Annotated in this window: 28 protein-coding genes; all 28 read right to left on the bottom strand. The window is 63.5% G+C overall.

The genetic code is table 11. The annotated features are described in order from the left end of the window. Nucleotides 1–77 precede the first annotated feature (77 nt). The 28 genes from TSH20_RS03865 to TSH20_RS03730 all read right to left on the bottom strand — a co-directional run bounded on the left by TSH20_RS03865 (nt 78) and on the right by TSH20_RS03730 (nt 13,820). On the bottom strand, nt 78–308 hold the full coding sequence (locus TSH20_RS03865) for a hypothetical protein (RefSeq protein ID WP_109073492.1): 231 nt from the start codon (nt 306–308) through the stop codon (nt 78–80). 1 nt (nt 309) lies between these two features. Continuing rightward, a complete protein-coding gene (locus TSH20_RS03860) occupies nt 310–660 on the bottom strand; it encodes a hypothetical protein (RefSeq protein WP_109073491.1) in 351 nt (116 codons plus the stop codon). 462 nt (nt 661–1,122) lie between these two features. Then, nucleotides 1,123–1,668, bottom strand: a complete 546-nt coding sequence (locus TSH20_RS03855) for a demethoxyubiquinone hydroxylase family protein (protein WP_109073490.1) — start codon at nt 1,666–1,668, stop codon at nt 1,123–1,125. 110 nt (nt 1,669–1,778) lie between these two features. Then, complete coding sequence (locus TSH20_RS34530) at nt 1,779–1,976, bottom strand: hypothetical protein (RefSeq protein ID WP_146205319.1); 198 nt, start codon at nt 1,974–1,976, stop codon at nt 1,779–1,781. A 534-nt stretch (nt 1,977–2,510) separates the two neighbouring features. Further along, nucleotides 2,511–2,855: a hypothetical protein gene (locus TSH20_RS03850; RefSeq protein WP_146205320.1), complete on the bottom strand. Its 345-nt coding sequence runs from the start codon at nt 2,853–2,855 to the stop codon at nt 2,511–2,513. A gap of 345 nt (nt 2,856–3,200) precedes the next feature. After that, nucleotides 3,201–3,461, bottom strand: coding sequence for a hypothetical protein (locus tag TSH20_RS03845; RefSeq protein ID WP_146205321.1), 261 nt, complete (start codon nt 3,459–3,461; stop codon nt 3,201–3,203). Nucleotides 3,462–3,797: 336 nt separating this feature from the next. Further along, nucleotides 3,798–4,361, bottom strand: coding sequence for a hypothetical protein (locus tag TSH20_RS03840; protein WP_109073487.1), 564 nt, complete (start codon nt 4,359–4,361; stop codon nt 3,798–3,800). Nucleotides 4,362–4,609: 248 nt separating this feature from the next. Continuing rightward, entirely contained in the window at nt 4,610–4,825 is a 216-nt protein-coding gene (locus TSH20_RS03835; protein WP_109073486.1) for a hypothetical protein, read from the bottom strand. A 3-nt stretch (nt 4,826–4,828) separates the two neighbouring features. Further along, nucleotides 4,829–5,917, bottom strand: coding sequence for a hypothetical protein (locus TSH20_RS03830; protein ID WP_109073485.1), 1,089 nt, complete (start codon nt 5,915–5,917; stop codon nt 4,829–4,831). Continuing rightward, entirely contained in the window at nt 5,910–6,305 is a 396-nt protein-coding gene (locus TSH20_RS03825; RefSeq protein ID WP_109073484.1) for a hypothetical protein, read from the bottom strand. Before TSH20_RS03825 ends, TSH20_RS03830 begins: the two co-directional genes overlap by 8 nt. After that, on the bottom strand, nt 6,295–6,549 hold the full coding sequence (locus TSH20_RS03820; protein ID WP_109073483.1) for a hypothetical protein: 255 nt from the start codon (nt 6,547–6,549) through the stop codon (nt 6,295–6,297). Before TSH20_RS03820 ends, TSH20_RS03825 begins: the two co-directional genes overlap by 11 nt. Continuing rightward, entirely contained in the window at nt 6,542–6,787 is a 246-nt protein-coding gene (locus TSH20_RS03815) for a DUF6440 family protein (RefSeq protein WP_109073482.1), read from the bottom strand. Before TSH20_RS03815 ends, TSH20_RS03820 begins: the two co-directional genes overlap by 8 nt. A gap of 343 nt (nt 6,788–7,130) precedes the next feature. Further along, a complete protein-coding gene (locus TSH20_RS03805) occupies nt 7,131–7,334 on the bottom strand; it encodes a hypothetical protein (RefSeq protein WP_109073480.1) in 204 nt (67 codons plus the stop codon). Then, nucleotides 7,327–7,668 carry a hypothetical protein gene (locus TSH20_RS03800; RefSeq protein WP_146205322.1) on the bottom strand — a complete coding sequence of 114 codons (342 nt, stop codon included), beginning with the start codon at nt 7,666–7,668 and terminating at the stop codon, nt 7,327–7,329. The genes TSH20_RS03805 and TSH20_RS03800 overlap by 8 nt, the downstream gene beginning before the upstream one ends. A 340-nt stretch (nt 7,669–8,008) precedes the next feature. Continuing rightward, complete coding sequence (locus TSH20_RS03795) at nt 8,009–8,314, bottom strand: hypothetical protein (RefSeq protein WP_109073478.1); 306 nt, start codon at nt 8,312–8,314, stop codon at nt 8,009–8,011. Beyond that, complete coding sequence (locus TSH20_RS03790) at nt 8,311–8,604, bottom strand: hypothetical protein (RefSeq protein ID WP_109073477.1); 294 nt, start codon at nt 8,602–8,604, stop codon at nt 8,311–8,313. Before TSH20_RS03790 ends, TSH20_RS03795 begins: the two co-directional genes overlap by 4 nt. 28 nt (nt 8,605–8,632) lie before the next feature. Continuing rightward, a complete protein-coding gene (locus TSH20_RS03785) occupies nt 8,633–9,217 on the bottom strand; it encodes a hypothetical protein (RefSeq protein ID WP_109073476.1) in 585 nt (194 codons plus the stop codon). A gap of 22 nt (nt 9,218–9,239) precedes the next feature. After that, nucleotides 9,240–10,112, bottom strand: coding sequence for a hypothetical protein (locus TSH20_RS03780; protein WP_109073475.1), 873 nt, complete (start codon nt 10,110–10,112; stop codon nt 9,240–9,242). After that, nucleotides 10,109–10,813, bottom strand: a complete 705-nt coding sequence (locus tag TSH20_RS03775) for a DUF559 domain-containing protein (RefSeq protein ID WP_109073474.1) — start codon at nt 10,811–10,813, stop codon at nt 10,109–10,111. Before TSH20_RS03775 ends, TSH20_RS03780 begins: the two co-directional genes overlap by 4 nt. Continuing rightward, nucleotides 10,813–11,019, bottom strand: a complete 207-nt coding sequence (locus TSH20_RS03770; RefSeq protein ID WP_109073473.1) for a hypothetical protein — start codon at nt 11,017–11,019, stop codon at nt 10,813–10,815. The genes TSH20_RS03775 and TSH20_RS03770 overlap by 1 nt, the downstream gene beginning before the upstream one ends. Next, nucleotides 11,019–11,585 carry a hypothetical protein gene (locus TSH20_RS03765; RefSeq protein ID WP_109073472.1) on the bottom strand — a complete coding sequence of 189 codons (567 nt, stop codon included), beginning with the start codon at nt 11,583–11,585 and terminating at the stop codon, nt 11,019–11,021. Before TSH20_RS03765 ends, TSH20_RS03770 begins: the two co-directional genes overlap by 1 nt. A gap of 2 nt (nt 11,586–11,587) precedes the next feature. After that, a complete protein-coding gene (locus TSH20_RS03760; protein ID WP_109073471.1) occupies nt 11,588–11,770 on the bottom strand; it encodes a hypothetical protein in 183 nt (60 codons plus the stop codon). Next, nucleotides 11,767–12,036 carry a helix-turn-helix transcriptional regulator gene (locus TSH20_RS03755; RefSeq protein WP_109073470.1) on the bottom strand — a complete coding sequence of 90 codons (270 nt, stop codon included), beginning with the start codon at nt 12,034–12,036 and terminating at the stop codon, nt 11,767–11,769. Before TSH20_RS03755 ends, TSH20_RS03760 begins: the two co-directional genes overlap by 4 nt. A gap of 3 nt (nt 12,037–12,039) precedes the next feature. Then, the gene (locus TSH20_RS03750) at nt 12,040–12,288 is read right to left on the bottom strand and encodes a DUF2312 domain-containing protein (RefSeq protein WP_109073469.1); all 249 of its coding nucleotides are present in this window, start codon (nt 12,286–12,288) and stop codon (nt 12,040–12,042) included. Beyond that, a complete protein-coding gene (locus TSH20_RS03745; RefSeq protein WP_109073468.1) occupies nt 12,285–12,653 on the bottom strand; it encodes a VRR-NUC domain-containing protein in 369 nt (122 codons plus the stop codon). The genes TSH20_RS03750 and TSH20_RS03745 overlap by 4 nt, the downstream gene beginning before the upstream one ends. 1 nt (nt 12,654) lies before the next feature. Further along, nucleotides 12,655–13,173 carry a helix-turn-helix domain-containing protein gene (locus TSH20_RS03740; RefSeq protein WP_109073467.1) on the bottom strand — a complete coding sequence of 173 codons (519 nt, stop codon included), beginning with the start codon at nt 13,171–13,173 and terminating at the stop codon, nt 12,655–12,657. Beyond that, nucleotides 13,170–13,406 carry a hypothetical protein gene (locus TSH20_RS03735; RefSeq protein WP_109073466.1) on the bottom strand — a complete coding sequence of 79 codons (237 nt, stop codon included), beginning with the start codon at nt 13,404–13,406 and terminating at the stop codon, nt 13,170–13,172. The genes TSH20_RS03740 and TSH20_RS03735 overlap by 4 nt, the downstream gene beginning before the upstream one ends. A gap of 3 nt (nt 13,407–13,409) precedes the next feature. After that, on the bottom strand, nt 13,410–13,820 hold the full coding sequence (locus tag TSH20_RS03730; protein ID WP_109073465.1) for a hypothetical protein: 411 nt from the start codon (nt 13,818–13,820) through the stop codon (nt 13,410–13,412). Nucleotides 13,821–13,926 lie beyond the last annotated feature (106 nt).

The raw sequence follows: 13,926 nt of genomic DNA, 5'->3' as shown, positions 1-13,926 counted from the left end.
GCCAACCGCCAACCGCATAAGCGCCAAAGGCATTCACGGCCAAGCCAGCCAAGGCAAGGATGCCGATCAGCATGGCTTCACCTCGGGGGAAGGCCGTTGACCAAGTTGGACCGGACGCAGTAGCCGATGCAGGCGCCGTCCACCTTCTGGATGGGCTCGACGCGCACCCCGACAGGATGGCCGTGCCAGTGGGCTTGGATGCGCTCGGCAAGCTCGGTGGCGCCGGCAAGCGACAGCGTGTCGCCGATCCGGGCGGCGGTGGACTTGCTGCCGGACGATGCGCGGGGATAGGGGGTCAGCTTGAGCATATCACCACTCCCTCTCGCGCTCAGCGAGCGTCTGCGCCAGTCTGTCCAGGCCGTCGCCCAATCGCTCAGGCCCGCAGATCGGCATGTCGTCATTCTGCGTGGCGCTCCGTGCGGGCTTGTGCGACAGCGTGCCGTCAGCCAGCCTCACCAGCGTGTCACCGATCGCAGGCGGCGGATCGTAGAAGCCGGCGTCTCGCGTCTCGCGCACCCGGTCGATGCCATCGGCGTCCTTCGTGACGACGTAGGCGCGGCGCGTTGACATGGCGATGATGGAGCCGACGACGGTAGGGGCCGCCTTGCAGCCGTCGAAGTGGCGGCCATCCGTCAGGCCGCAGTGGAGACAGGCGGGCATGGCGTCAATCCTCGTCAGGGTGGCGCACGAAGCGACCGTTCAGCACTGCCCACCGGCCCGTGTCGTCGCTGCCCTCCACATACGGAGCGATGCGGCCACGGCTCACGCGGTCTAGCTCAGCGTCTAGGGCGCAGGGGGCGCAGTGGGAAGCGGCGTCGCAAATCTCTTGGCACGTCGTCATGGGCGATCCTGCATGCTAGAATTACGCAGCGCGTAATTGTTTGCGGGGGAGCGATGCACCTGACACCGAAAGCGGCCGATTTCTGCCGCCGCGCCGAAGCCCTTCTAGGAGGCTACGGATGGAAGCGCCGGTTCGCCGACGCCATGGAAAGCCAATACACGCACGTCGTTGCGGTCACGAATGGGAGCCGTCCGCTACCCAAGCCGTGGATGCCTGTGCTGGAGCTGCTAGAGAAGCTTCCGCCGGATCAATGGCCTCTTAGGTGGCAAAGGTAAGCGGCGTCACGCTGCGTCCGATAATCGCGCCCGGTTGTGCTCCAGCCAAATCTTGGCCTTGCCGTAGATCGGGGAAAGCCGGGCGCCTTCGGGAAGGTCTAGCCCGATCACCCACCCGGCCAACTCGCCATGAGCCAGCACAAGCGCGGTGTTTTCGCGACCGACTTCCGCCAACCGCGTTTCGATCTGTGCGTTTTGCTCGCGGACCCTGGTGGCCTCCAGCATGGCTTGCACGCGGGCCTCTAGGGCGTCGTCAAGCTGCTCGCGAAGCTCACCGATTTCCTTGCGGCACTCGGCTATCTGCGCCTTGAGTTGGGCCACATCCTCGCTCCGCTGGCGGCGCTCTTCGGCCAACTGCTCACGGAGCGTCTTGATGATGTCGTTCTCTGCGGCCTCTTTGACCGCCGCCTGTCGCTCCGCCCTCGCCTCCGCCGTGCCGGCCTTGAGCTTTGCGCCGACGAACTGCCACGCATTGTAGAGGGCCACAACGCCAGCTCCGCCGCCGAACACCCATGTGAGCCACGAAGGCGCGTCAGCGGTAGGGTCGGCCATGGCGTCAGTCCTCAACGCCCGCCGTCATAATCGGCCGGCGTGGTAGAGCTTCACGATACAAAGCGACAGCAGCGGCATATTCGGGCTCTGCTTCGTCGGTGGCGGGTTCGTCAGGTAACGGCGCGTCGCTGGGGCTGTCCGGCATGGATGACCTCCACAACCTTGGCTCCGACAGTGGCGCAGTAGCCTAGGGCCTTGCCCTGCGTGCGGAAGCTGGCGAGCGGAACGCCGTCGTCCGGAACGTTCCGAACCTCCCAGGGAACGCACCAGTCAGAGCCGCGCACGATCTGGACCGGACGGTTCCTCATCGCTGGCCCCAAAACGACAAAGCGCCCGAGCGAGTTACCGCCGGGCGCAATTCTGTTCACTATCTGGAACGTACGCTCAACTGTCCCAATCGGTCAAGCGAAAATGTGGTGTGGTGGCGCAACCGGGTTAGATTGCGCCATTGCATGGTTGCTGTCACCCAGAAGCCGCAGGCCATCCAGCCGTCATGGCTCTGTGCTCGCTGCTTTCCGTTACAATAGCCATATCCGCCCTGATTAGCGCGTCTTCCGCGTCCCGCACGCGCTCCAGGGCATTCTGAACCCTTGATCGGAACGCTTTCTTATCACCTCCAGCTGAAGCCAATGCTGACGCTAACTCAATCACCGCATTACCTAAGTGGACCCCTGCGCTTCTCGCAAATGCCGTGCTATCTTCCACTGTTCCCTCCAAATAATATCTGGCTGCTTAGTGGTTTGGCCTCACGGCGGCGGTGGGCCAACGATCCAAATGAACAGCAGCGTGACGACAATCGCTATGATCGGGATGATACCGCCAGGGCCTTTCGGATGTCGCATTCATTCCTCCTTGCAGATTGAAGATTGAAAATTGACACGTCCTCCTGCCGTCTCATTACGCTGGCGCAGGAGCTTTCTTGCAGCCTTTAGGCAGACTTCAACGCCTGTGTCGTCTCCAAAAACCTGCATCTGCTCGATGGCAAAGCAGAGTTCATCAAGGCATTCATACGCACGAGCTTGCGGCGCCAGCAATCCCGCAACCCTGACCGCTTGCGCAGCCGTCATGTCCACGTAATCGAGTGAGCCGTCCATATACTCAATGACAAGCGTCAGCTTATCCGCTCCCTCATCGGTCATCACGGAAACCATCATGCAATTCATGACGGGGATGTTTTTCTCTGGCACTGTCGCCTCCAATGCTGGCCTTGGTGGTGCGGGCGGCGCGCTACTGCCGCTATCTCTTCGCGGGCTGTCTAGCCGGGTTCCCGCTGTTGGTGTCCCTGTACCGGACGAGACGTGGGTCAAGCTTCCCTTTACCGCACTACCAAAGCCATCATTTGCCCTTAGCTGGATACATGACGCCGCCCCTAACGACGAACTCTGTCACTTCGCTAACAGGCACCTTCCAGCAGCCTTTCCCGTTGTAGAAAAAGAACTCTCCGTCAGTGTGCCCGCCGCGAAGGACGCCAGCATGACGCCCCTCAGCAGACTGGAGACCTCTTACGGCCTCCAGATATTCCCTAATACCCATCACGCCTCGCCGTGGATGGTGAAGTACGAGAACACCTCGCCGTCATCCTCAACCCGGTCCTGTTCGGTGGCGACGCCAGAACCAAGCACCATCGCCATCGCGGCCTCGACGGCATCAGCAGAACCCCAGAGAGACCACTTGCCGCGCGAGCCGCGCTGCACCCGCACAGAAGCGCCGGTCTCCTTCAGGATTTCGCCAGCCAGCCAACCCTCAACCATCTTCAGGGCGGCGGCGCGGTCGGCGTTGGTCAGGTTCTTCATGGTTCGCTCCGTGGCTGGCGTCGTCTTGATGAACCGAATGTAAGGCACTTGCCTCATGCCGTCAACAGGGAATTAGGCTCTTGCCGCATTTTCTCCGCCGTGCCACTATCAGCCCATGCCGATACGAAACCGCCGAAACTTCGATCCGAACCGCGCCCGCCGCATCCTGCGACTGCTCGGCATGTCCAATGTGGAGTTCATGGGCCGCTACAATCGGACCACCGGGGCCAATGCCCGCGCTCCTGACGTGTCCGCTTGGCTGACGGGGCGCCGCCCCATGCCTGACGCCGCCGTCGTGCTTCTCAAGGCGCTCGTTTGGTGCGCCAGACTGAGGCGCTAGGCCGCCATCCTCCGGTCCCGCTTGATCCGCCCGAACCGCACATCGTTGTACAGGTCTAATGCGTCCCGCAGATACTCCGCCACCGTCTGCGTCTTCATGCCCCGCTGGTCGGCAATCTGTTGGCATGTGATGCCATCCACAATGACGGCCATGGGGAGCCACGTACGCCACCTGTTACCGCCGCGCTTAGCTCTGGCGTTGGCCGCCGCCCGCTCCGCCATGGCGTCCACCCAGTCAAGGTAATTTTCCTGAGCCATGACGGCCCACACGGACTCATAGTCATCCGTGCCATGGCCGAACCGCTCGCCGTAGGTGGCGGCCTTGGCGTCCATGCCGTTGACGATCAGCAGGTAGGCGGCACGGATCAGGCACGTCCCATCGTATTGTTCCTGCGTGATCTGGTCCTTGTGGAGCATCAGCAGACAGTTGTCCGTCTGGAGCCGCTTGCGGGTCTGCGGCGTGCCTAAGTCCGTCACCTCATCCTGACACTGCCGGACGGGCGCTTGGTGGCTAATCACACCGACGCGGCGGGCGTTCGGAACGGGCTGAAGGGCGGACATCTTCCATCCTACGACGGGTCAGTTGCACGGCTGCATGTTACCACACCAGCAGACGCCGCCGAAGGGCTATTCTTTCGGCGGCGTGTATTCGCGCAACGCATCGGCGGCGCTTTCGTGTCCTAGCACCACTCCGCACTTCCCGTCACCGTAATCAAACACGCACCATATGTCACGCTCAGTGACCTCTGTTATGGTGACGGGCTGTCCGGTGTCTTTGTAGACGTAGAGTCCTCCCAGCTTTATACTGGTCACTGTTGCGATCCGACGCGGCCAACCAGATCGACAACCAGCCACAGCCACATGGCGTTGGTGGCGAGCATGACCAAGGCGGAAAGCCCAGCGAGGCGGATAGCCTTTCTGGCGATCCTCTCCCACCGATCGGCAAGAGCCTGCCCCTCTCGCATCTCGTCTAGGATGGCGCGTTGGGCGTCCAGCGGCAGGGCGATGAACTCAGCGTCGGTCATGGCTCAGTCTCCCGCCTTTACCTGCGCCAAGGCTTCTGCCATCAGCGTGGGCCATTCCGGATGGCAGAGGATGCTTGGGCTACCGTCCATGGCCTTTATCCCGTCCATCATCTCGTCCACCTCCCGCTTGGTGTCGGCGTCCGGCTCTTCGCGGCACAGCTTGCCGAGTAGGTCCATGTCGATGCCGCCGGCCTTGGCGCGGGTCAGCAGGTAGCTGTGTGAGGCGATTTCGTCTTCGGTCAGGGGGCGCAGGCCTTCGGCTTCGTCGGGCCGGGCTGCGACCTCGGCAAAGCGGCCGATGCACCGCTGGAGCCCAGCACGAGCCGCCGCTGCTGCGTGGGCAGCCTCCACATTGGCGCGGTGGGTGGCGTACCAGCCGTGATCCGTGGTGGCGTAGGTCTCCGGCTGGTACCGCTGTCCGAAGTCTGAAAGCTCCTGCATGTCGGCATTCATCCGCTCGAAAGCCTCCAGCATTTCGCGGGGCGCCTGAACGGGCGCCTCGGCCCTGTGTCCGACAGCCTCGTAGAGCCGCCCAAGCGCTTCGCGCCTGATGGGGACCGTCTCTCCGGTGAAGTCCCGCTTGTGGTCGTAGTCGTGCGGTAGCCGACGGGAAAACTGGATGGCGTGCCAGATAGCGCCCTTAAGCGTCTCCGCCTCCGCCTTGAGTTCGGCGTTCTCGTGCCGCAGGAGGCGAGCGGGACCGATATTCTCAAGCTCGTCAACGCGGCGGACAAACACGTCGCGCTCTTGCTCCGCGCATCGGAACTCAGCCAACGCCTTGTCCCGTTCGCTGGTCAGCCGGGCATTCTCGGCGGTAAGCGCCTCGATGGCGTCGGCAGCAAACCGCCAGACGAGATGATCCCATGGCGATTGCTGTCCGGGTGGGGCGCCTGCCGCTTCCCGCAGATATGCGACAATCTCCTGCGGGCTGATCGGGGCGGACGGCTGCGGTCCACCGATAAGCGGTCTGCCGATGCCCAGAAGTTCGTCCAGTTCGTCTTGGCTTAGGATGCCGTCCGTCCCGCCCATGGCCTGTGTCGGGCCGATGAAGCCGGGGAGGATGGTAGCGTCGTTCGGATCGTGATCACACATTGCCGGTTTCCTCCAGAGCGGCGCGGAGCGCAGCGTTCATGCCCTGCGCAATGTCCCAGGCAAGGCACTTCGCCTCGTCAGGGCCATCGTCGTCGTCCATGTCGGTTTGGCTCTCAGCATAGGTCAGGATCGCCGGAAGCATTGCGCCGGTCGGTCCGGCCTCTAGCAGAGAGCGGAGAGCGGCGCGAGCCTGCCCTTCCCACTTGGCGCGGAAGCTCGGGCCGGAAAGCGGCATGTTGGCCTGCTCGCCGTACTGAGCAGGGTCGATGTCACCATCCGGCGGAAGCCCAAACCCATCCAGGCGTCGCGCGACTGCAAGCCATGCGCGGGCATCGGCAAGCCACAGGTCACGCGCCAAGGTGTCGATGAGCGAGGGGTTAGCGGGCATTGTCGGCCTCCGGGTTGCGAATATGGTGCGCGATCCGCTGTGCGTGCCGGGTTCCGGAGCCGGGCTTCTCGTACCACTCGTGCCATTCGTCGGCAATCTTGGCGCATCGGGCGCGCTCTGCCTCTACGGCCGCCGTCTCGGCTGCACGGATGGTGTGCGCGATGGCGGGAACGGCATCGCTTCCGTTCCAGATCGCCGAAAGGACATCTCGCGCCCGCTGTTCCGGGGTGAGGGTATCAGCCATGGGGGACCTCCTTGGCGCAGATGTGCTTGCCGGTGGCGTCGAGACGGGGCGTCAATCCGCCTCCGTCCGACAGCAGGTATTGGCAGCCCGTCTTGTGGTCGATCAGAACCCGCATGTTGGAGCGGGTGCCGGTGGCGTGGTCGTCTGTGTCGTCCAACGGCCCACGGTTCTTAGCGGCGACCGTGAGGGCGAAGACCAGCACGGCGCCAACGGCCATCCCGACAGCAAAGCCGCTCATGGCTTGTCCTCCGCAGGGGCGGGCGGGAGACACAGCGTACGGCACGCCATCCCGGCGCTGTCAGCGGCACGCTCAAAGTCTGCGGCCCGTGTGGTGAATAGAGGGTCAGTCACAGCGCGCGGCGTCAGCGTGTGATGCCGGCGGGCATGGGTCCGATAGGCACTAGCGGCGCCAACGAGATGCACCGTGGCTCTCACAAGCGCTTCGTGCTGCTTTTGTACGAGGTCCAGCAAAGCTGCCACGTCAGCGGCGAACGCCTCATTGCCGGCGGTGTAGCCAACAGGGCCGTCGCCTACGTCCCGCCAGCGGGTCAGGCGCTCTAGAGCTTCGCGGGGTGAGGTGGTCATTGCCCCAACTCCTTCCACCAGAGGATCACGACGGAAGGCGATGGATTGCCACGGCTTTGCAGATCGCTCTGGATGAACAGGCGAAGCTGCTCAACAGCGTCCATTGTGCGCGGCTCGCCGATGTTGCCAAGCGTGCAGCAACCAAAGGACATGGCGCCTTCGCCGATCTTTGCCTGATACGAGACGAACAGGTCAGCCATTGTCCGTTACTCCCGCCTTGCGGAGAGCGGCGCGCGTGTCGTCGATGAGACGCGCCTTCTCTGCCGCGTAGCGCGTTGGGTGCCACTCACCGTTCAGCGCCATCCAACGCCTTGCAATCGACAACAGATCGGGGGCAGAGGCGATCAGGCGGGCGTTGGCCTCAGCCGGATATTCGCCGTTGATGTCCTCACTGTGGACAGTGGCGAGCGCGCCAGTGTGCGGCTGGCGGGTCCAAACGACCAATTCGCCATTGCCTTCATGCTGCACAAGCCACGGCCCCGGAGTGTGGACTTGCATTTCAGCGCCGTTCCCGGCAAATTCATCAGTAGCCATTACGTAACTCCCGTTTATCGTAGTGGTCAGGGCCGGCGGTGGCGTTACAGCGCCCAACCGGCCCGAACTGTTTCTAGGGCTGGATTGTAGCACAACTTGCGGCGCGTGAAGAGCAAAACTGCAACCGCCCCGCTTTTCCCTTGCCTCAATTGCGGCGCCCTTGCCTCAATGCTTGCCGTAGTCTTAACGCTGGCAACGTCGCCATTCCGCCGCATGCCCTGCCCGCTCCGCCGACTCATCAGCGCGTCTCTGAGTGGCCTCTGCCCTTCCCGGCTACATGGGTAGCGGCCATACCCTCAGACCGCATCCAGCGGCGCGATATGAGGGGCGGAACGAGTGTTCAGGCGGCGACCTTCACCCCATTACGGAGCGGGCCGGTCTTCACGGAGGGGTGAGGCTCCAGCTTGCCGTCCCGGATAAGCTCCATCCGAAGCTTGCGGACACAGCCGGCACATCCGCCCGTGTGCCAGAGGGCGTCTTCGCTGTCTGCCGGCGTGGCATGCAGTCGGCACGATGCCCCGCCGTCTGCGGCCCATAGCGCCCGGATCGGCAGAGCGCGGGCTTCCGCCTCCCCGCCGATCACGAAGCAATGCGGGGTGCCGCGGTAGACGTGCATCTGGCGGGTGGAGTTCTTGGCCGCGGTCATTGGGCGGCCTCCGTGGAGGTGGTGGACGGATACCGCGACGGGTCAATCGCCTTCGCCGCAGCCATCGACACTTCCTGCGCAAATGCGAACTGACCGAACGGGAGCCGGCCGAAGTCGCGCAACGCGGTCGCTTCCGCCGTCTTGGAATTGCTCTTGCGTTCAGCCTCAACGGCGCCTCGGATCGCGGCGGCGATGGCATCCACGCGACCGCGATAGGTGCAGCCCTCCATGTCAGCGATGCAGGCTTCCGCCAGTTCTTCGGGCGAAAATGGGGTGTTGACGTCGTTCATTGGGTCTTCTCCCAGGAGGAAAGGGCGGTCACTGCTTGGCTTCCCATGGCTTGGGGATGCGGCGCAGGCCGCGCGTCTCTTGCTGCACACGCAGGATTGCGGCACGGCGGTCGTCGTCTTCGGGGTGGAGGTCGGAGCGCTCGGTGGGCATGGCCTTCGGAGCGGCGTCGATGCGGGAGACCGCGGCAACCACGGCGGAGAAGCCGGCGATCTGTTCGTGGGTGCGCTCGCGGGGGAACGCATAGTCGGCGGTCGTCTTGGCCTGCCTCTCGGCAATCTGCTGAGCCGTCTTGAGCCGCAGCATGCGGGCCTGCCGCTCGCGCAATTCGGCCTCTGCATACTTCCGAATGTCGGCCGGCATCGGCAGCGTGCGGAACTGATGGTTTGCGATGGTGGCGCGCACTGCATTCACCAGCACGTCGGCCGGAAGGTCAGCGAGTGGGGCGCGGTAGCCGGCGACGATGGCGCCGATCTGCGCCTCTCTTTTGTCCGGGTCCGCCGGGAGCGGAATGACGCCAAACACCTCCACCCACTGCACCAGGGCATCCATGGCGACGGCGAACGCCTTCACATCCGCCGGGGCGACAGCGCGCTCCGCCGCCTCCACCAGCACCGGGAGATGTTCGGAGGCGCCCTCAGGCAGCGGCTCCGCTGGGCTCCACGTCCCCAGCCAGAGACTTGAAGATCGCACGGCGGCGGGTGTCAGCATCTTCCCCGTACGTGCGGGCAGCGGGACGATGTTGTTCGGCTTGTCGGACATTGCGGGTCTTCCGGTCTTCAAGGGTTGCGAATATCCAAGGCACGACATCGAAAATCGGCGGCTGGTGATCGCGGCAGTCCCGAAGGACCGACAGCAGCAGGGCCTCGTTTCCGCCTTTGCACCACGCGCTGATCAGTCCTCTTGCCTTCGGCTCCTTCAGCCCCGTCTGCTTCATCAGCCAGCGAAGGCCGTTCTTCCAAACCAAGTCCCGTTCGGACGGCTCTTGGTTCTCATTGGCGCCATCGGCGCCCAAAGAGGCGGTAGCCTCTTTGGTAGGTTCTTCTCTGGCTTCTGGCTTCTGGGTGAGGGGTGGTTGATCAACCACCCCACCGTCCACCCCAGGGGGTGGCGGATTTTTCCCAGACTTCTCAGACGCTTGCTTGCCCCTTCTGCTATTGGGCAAAGTGCCTGTCTTCTCGGATTTTTCCCCGTCCTTCCGCTTCTTCTCGTCACGGGTCATGCGCCGGGAGTAGATCACGCCGTTGCGGTTTCGCGAGAAGACCCCCGCCGTTTCCAGTTCGTTGAGCAGAGCTGTGATCTGGTCTGGGACGGTGCCGGCAAGCGCCGCGAGTTGCGCGTCTGTCACTGCGTGGCCGTTGATGATCAGATGGCCGTACGGAGAAGCCTCGTGCATGATGCACATGCATTCGATCCACAGCCCCCGCGCCCCCAGCGACACAACCCGCAAGGCTTGATCACCGCGCCAGTCGGTCGGATAGAATTTCATCCAAGGGCGCGTGGCGCTCATGGCCTGTCCTTTCTGCCATTGACCATCCCGGCCGCGACCATGGCGGAGTCCATGCAATTCTCCAGAACGCCTTGCAGTTGCTCGCCGCAAGACATCGGGTCGCGGTACAGTTCGGAGCCGGTAAACCGGATTACGGTGATGCCTTCGGCGACCATGAAGCGGTCGCGGGCGCGATCTCTCTGCGCTTGCTGCTTGGTGCGCTCGTGGAAATCATGGCCGTCACATTCGACAGCCAGACGCCGTACATGCCCTTGCGCAATGCAAGTGAAGAGGAAGTCAGCCCTAAACTTCCCGATGGGAGCCTGAATGGAGAACCATGTCCTCCAGTCTTCGCGCTCCTTCGGAAGATCTGGCGTTTCGTCAAACTGAACGGGCTTGTACCCGTCATACAGGAAGATGATCTGCCCAAGCAGTATCTCTTCAATCTGGCTCTGGCACAGGATGCGCGCATTTTCCCAATCGCCACACAGGCCATTGATCTCATCGCCGACCATGGCGAAGTGCTCTTTGTCCCCGCTGAAATCATCGTCACCATAGAGGCGGTTATAGGCGCGGCTTCCGAGCGCCAATAAGAAGCTCTTTTCCCCATCCATCTCATGTGCCCACTCTTGCCCGCTGTAGGGTCCAGCGGCCGGCACGGCGCGGGCCGTCCGTGCCAGGGGTGGCCACCCCTTGCCGCTGGATTGGTTGGTGGAGAGCATCAAGCCGCCCTCCGCATTCCGGTTGCGCCCATCTCGTCAGCCCACGCCAGAACGACGGCCAGAGCATCGTCCCAGGTGAACTGAAAGGCCGACTTGGTTGGGCGGTTGATGACGCTCTCTATGACGGCCCGCGGCGTGTAGCCGGCGAACCAAGCCCACTTGCAGTGCTCTTGCGCTATCCGGAGGCTTTCGCTGTGTGTGGACATCACGCGGCCTCCCTGATGGGCTGGGCAGCCGGCGTGAGGAGCCCGAGCACCTTCATGCGGCGCTTGATGATCGGGACGATCTGGTCAGCGAAGCCGTCCAGTTCCTTGATGCGAGGCGACCAGCGGTCGGAGCCGTGGTGCAGCATCACCTCATCCCAGAAGAACTTGTATCCGCGCTCGAATGGCGAGCCTTCGTAGAGGACCAGATAGTCGGCTTCGATCAGGGTCTTGGTCCAGTAGACCGTTGCCATCAGCAGAGAGCCGGGGGCCATGCTGATGCCGTTGCCGTTCAGGGCATAAGCGGCAACCGTATCAGCGAAGACGCGGACGCCCTTCCCTGTTGGCTTCGGCAACCCATCCACCGCTTGCGCCGCGGCTTCCTCAAAGTCTGGGTACGTCGCAGCGACCCAGGCCAGTTCATGCGGGTTGGCGCGATAGTTCCGGTTCTCGCGCATCCCCTTGAGGACGGAGCCGAACATCGTGGGCAGGACGGCGAACTCCAGCCGGTCGGTCATCTCTTGGCTGTGGCGGATGAAGGCGGGGATTTTTGGCGCGGGCTTGGACATGCTCACGCCTCCGTCTTGACGGGCCACACCACAGGCGGCCGGGTGTTGGTGACAGGGTGAGTGCTCCACCAAGCGCGGGTCAGCAGCGGTTGCTGAGCGGCCACGTCGTAGCCGCGGCGCATGTCGGCGGCATAGCCGTTGGCATGGGGCTTGGCGGTCATGACGATGGTTTCGTAGGGGGTCATTGGACGGCCTCCAGGGCGGGCGCAGCACGGCGCACAGCAAGCTCAATCGGGGAGGGTTCGACGTTGGCGACGATGCGCAGGCCAACCAACTTCGCGTAGCCGAACAGCTTGTCCGCCGGGATGAAGTTCTGGCCGGTCTCCCAGGCCGAAACGGTGGAGCGAGCAACGCCTAACCGCCGGGCAGCTTCCGCAACCGACATGCCGGCAGCCTCACGGGCGCGGACGATGGCGTTGCGGATCAGGAAGTAGTCATTTGAAATGGACATTCCTCACTCCACCATGCCCAACGCTTCTTTGTAGAGTTCAAGGATAGCTTCGGCTTCCTGCCGGTCGGCTTTGTCCATCTTTCGCAGCCGGATAATTTGTCGTATAATCTTCGTATCGAAACCAGTCCCTTTCGCCTCGGCGTAAACTTCCTTAACGTCTTCTGCGATGCCGGCCTTTTCTTCCTCAAGCTTCTCGATCCGTTCGACAAAGCTTTTCAGCCGCTCAGCGGCAATTCCACCAACGTCACTCATGCTGCAATTCCTTGGATGCTGGCGCGCAACGGGATACCCAGGCTGCGCAGCGCGGTTTCAGTGTCTTCGATGGAGCGGCAGACGGAGACGGTCGCGCCGGCTGCATTCAGGGCGGCGTGGACTTCCTTCTGCACCGGAGAGAGGCGACCTTTGTCGGCCTTCAACTCGATGAAGTGGACGCGACCTTCCCACACGATTTCGATGTCCGGCCAGCCGGCGCGTGTGCCCATGTCACGGAAGGCTTTCGCCTCCAGAACATGCCGGCTGCCACCGTTCGGTGAGTGGTGCCACACGGCCCGCAGCGGCAGGGCATGAGCGAGGTAACGGGCTACAGCCATGTGAATGGCTTTCTCGGGCGCGGCCATATCAGCCCCCCATGCACAGGCTGGAGGGCGCGGACATCATCACCGGCAGGCCGATTAGCCGGCCGTCACGGTTGCTGATCTCAGCCCGGCGGGAGTTGGTCGGAAGAGCCACGCGGACCGAGGCAAAGGCGGAGAGGAACAGAGCGTCGCCGATGATCGTCGGTGTCGGCTCGTCGTCTTCCTCATCGTCAGTGACCACGCTGGCGGAAACCTGCGCAGCCCGCTTTTCTTTCTTCCGGAGTTCCCACAGGCGCTTGGTGATCGTGACGCGCGATGCGCCTGACCGCTCCGCCATTTCCTGCCGGCTCATGCCAACGGCCTCCCACTTGATCAGGTCGGCGTCGGTGACAAGCTGCTTGTGGCCGCCTCGCGTCACCGCCGGGAGGCCCATGTCCTTGCGGATGTGGCAGATGGCAGACTTCGACACGCCAAGGCGCTCGCCAATCTGGACATCGCTCATGCCTTGAGAGTGCATCTCAGCAATCAGAGCGCGGCGGGCATCGTCTTTTGCGGGCATCATGCAATCTCCCGGCCGGCGCTGTCGAAGCGGCGGACCTTGTGCATGGCCGCGGCGATGGACGCGCGGTCACGCTCAGTGACGACAGGGGCGACGTGGTTGGGGTAGACGGTCGGGTGGATCGTCGCCCAATTGCCACGGGCCACAGCGGGGGCAGGGCGTGCGTCCACTTCGGCGATGGTCGGAGACCAGTTGCCCGGCTCGAAGGGGTTCACGGTGCAGGCGCGTCCGGTCATGGCTCACCCCACCCAAGCGGCTTTGGAGCCGAGCAACTGCGGGAAATTGGACTGGTAGCCGGCCGGCGGCAGCTTCGTGACCTTCTTCACCGGAAACGCGGCGATCTGAGCGGCCATGTCCTCCGGAACCGCCCGGCAGAAGTTGGCCCGCATCTCTGCCGTGATCGTCGGGCCGGAGAACTCCTTGCGCAGCGCGTGGCCCGGCAGGTTGTGCGGCACGTCGCAGGTGATCTCGCCACGGCGGCGGAGCTTCTGGACGGCATCCTTGACCTTCGACACTTCCGCCTGCGTCTTGCGCGCCAGTTCGGTGATCGTCATGCCGGGCTGGAACACCAAGCGGATGCGAGCGCGAAGCGGGGCGTTCGGATCGGTGGCGCAGAGCGTTTTCTTGGGGGCGTTCTTAGGCTTGGTCATGGCAGATCGTCCGGGTTCGTTTCGCAGCGCCACGCATCGGCGGCGCGGTCAGTGGGGGATGGGGAGGAAAACGGCGGGGGGGGCTGCTGCCCCCCCCCCCCCGTCT

This window comes from Azospirillum sp. TSH20 (assembly GCF_003115935.1).
Taxonomy (GTDB): domain Bacteria; phylum Pseudomonadota; class Alphaproteobacteria; order Azospirillales; family Azospirillaceae; genus Azospirillum.
Note: the sequence above shows the minus strand (reverse complement) of the source record. Positions and strands in the feature narration are given on the sequence as shown.

What these genes read in the sequence shown, in the direction of transcription:
- TSH20_RS03800 (WP_146205322.1), bottom strand. Translation starts at nt 7,668, where the DNA reads ATGGCTACTGATGAATTTGCCGGGAACGGCGCTGAAATGCAAGTCCAC.
- TSH20_RS03740 (WP_109073467.1), bottom strand. Translation starts at nt 13,173, where the DNA reads ATGATGCCCGCAAAAGACGATGCCCGCCGCGCTCTGATTGCTGAGATG.
- TSH20_RS03760 (WP_109073471.1), bottom strand. Translation starts at nt 11,770, where the DNA reads ATGACCCCCTACGAAACCATCGTCATGACCGCCAAGCCCCATGCCAAC.
- TSH20_RS03795 (WP_109073478.1), bottom strand. Translation starts at nt 8,314, where the DNA reads ATGACCGCGGCCAAGAACTCCACCCGCCAGATGCACGTCTACCGCGGC.
- TSH20_RS03825 (WP_109073484.1), bottom strand. Translation starts at nt 6,305, where the DNA reads ATGCCCGCTAACCCCTCGCTCATCGACACCTTGGCGCGTGACCTGTGG.
- TSH20_RS03830 (WP_109073485.1), bottom strand. Translation starts at nt 5,917, where the DNA reads ATGTGTGATCACGATCCGAACGACGCTACCATCCTCCCCGGCTTCATC.
- TSH20_RS03755 (WP_109073470.1), bottom strand. Translation starts at nt 12,036, where the DNA reads ATGTCCATTTCAAATGACTACTTCCTGATCCGCAACGCCATCGTCCGC.
- TSH20_RS03855 (WP_109073490.1), bottom strand. Translation starts at nt 1,668, where the DNA reads ATGGCCGACCCTACCGCTGACGCGCCTTCGTGGCTCACATGGGTGTTC.
- TSH20_RS03750 (WP_109073469.1), bottom strand. Translation starts at nt 12,288, where the DNA reads ATGAGTGACGTTGGTGGAATTGCCGCTGAGCGGCTGAAAAGCTTTGTC.
- TSH20_RS34530 (WP_146205319.1), bottom strand. Translation starts at nt 1,976, where the DNA reads ATGAGGAACCGTCCGGTCCAGATCGTGCGCGGCTCTGACTGGTGCGTT.
- TSH20_RS03765 (WP_109073472.1), bottom strand. Translation starts at nt 11,585, where the DNA reads ATGTCCAAGCCCGCGCCAAAAATCCCCGCCTTCATCCGCCACAGCCAA.
- TSH20_RS03845 (WP_146205321.1), bottom strand. Translation starts at nt 3,461, where the DNA reads ATGAAGAACCTGACCAACGCCGACCGCGCCGCCGCCCTGAAGATGGTT.
- TSH20_RS03805 (WP_109073480.1), bottom strand. Translation starts at nt 7,334, where the DNA reads ATGGCTGACCTGTTCGTCTCGTATCAGGCAAAGATCGGCGAAGGCGCC.
- TSH20_RS03730 (WP_109073465.1), bottom strand. Translation starts at nt 13,820, where the DNA reads ATGACCAAGCCTAAGAACGCCCCCAAGAAAACGCTCTGCGCCACCGAT.
- TSH20_RS03790 (WP_109073477.1), bottom strand. Translation starts at nt 8,604, where the DNA reads ATGAACGACGTCAACACCCCATTTTCGCCCGAAGAACTGGCGGAAGCC.
- TSH20_RS03860 (WP_109073491.1), bottom strand. Translation starts at nt 660, where the DNA reads ATGCCCGCCTGTCTCCACTGCGGCCTGACGGATGGCCGCCACTTCGAC.
- TSH20_RS03865 (WP_109073492.1), bottom strand. Translation starts at nt 308, where the DNA reads ATGCTCAAGCTGACCCCCTATCCCCGCGCATCGTCCGGCAGCAAGTCC.
- TSH20_RS03770 (WP_109073473.1), bottom strand. Translation starts at nt 11,019, where the DNA reads ATGTCCACACACAGCGAAAGCCTCCGGATAGCGCAAGAGCACTGCAAG.
- TSH20_RS03820 (WP_109073483.1), bottom strand. Translation starts at nt 6,549, where the DNA reads ATGGCTGATACCCTCACCCCGGAACAGCGGGCGCGAGATGTCCTTTCG.
- TSH20_RS03780 (WP_109073475.1), bottom strand. Translation starts at nt 10,112, where the DNA reads ATGAGCGCCACGCGCCCTTGGATGAAATTCTATCCGACCGACTGGCGC.
- TSH20_RS03815 (WP_109073482.1), bottom strand. Translation starts at nt 6,787, where the DNA reads ATGAGCGGCTTTGCTGTCGGGATGGCCGTTGGCGCCGTGCTGGTCTTC.
- TSH20_RS03745 (WP_109073468.1), bottom strand. Translation starts at nt 12,653, where the DNA reads ATGGCCGCGCCCGAGAAAGCCATTCACATGGCTGTAGCCCGTTACCTC.
- TSH20_RS03835 (WP_109073486.1), bottom strand. Translation starts at nt 4,825, where the DNA reads ATGACCGACGCTGAGTTCATCGCCCTGCCGCTGGACGCCCAACGCGCC.
- TSH20_RS03735 (WP_109073466.1), bottom strand. Translation starts at nt 13,406, where the DNA reads ATGACCGGACGCGCCTGCACCGTGAACCCCTTCGAGCCGGGCAACTGG.
- TSH20_RS03775 (WP_109073474.1), bottom strand. Translation starts at nt 10,813, where the DNA reads ATGCTCTCCACCAACCAATCCAGCGGCAAGGGGTGGCCACCCCTGGCA.
- TSH20_RS03840 (WP_109073487.1), bottom strand. Translation starts at nt 4,361, where the DNA reads ATGTCCGCCCTTCAGCCCGTTCCGAACGCCCGCCGCGTCGGTGTGATT.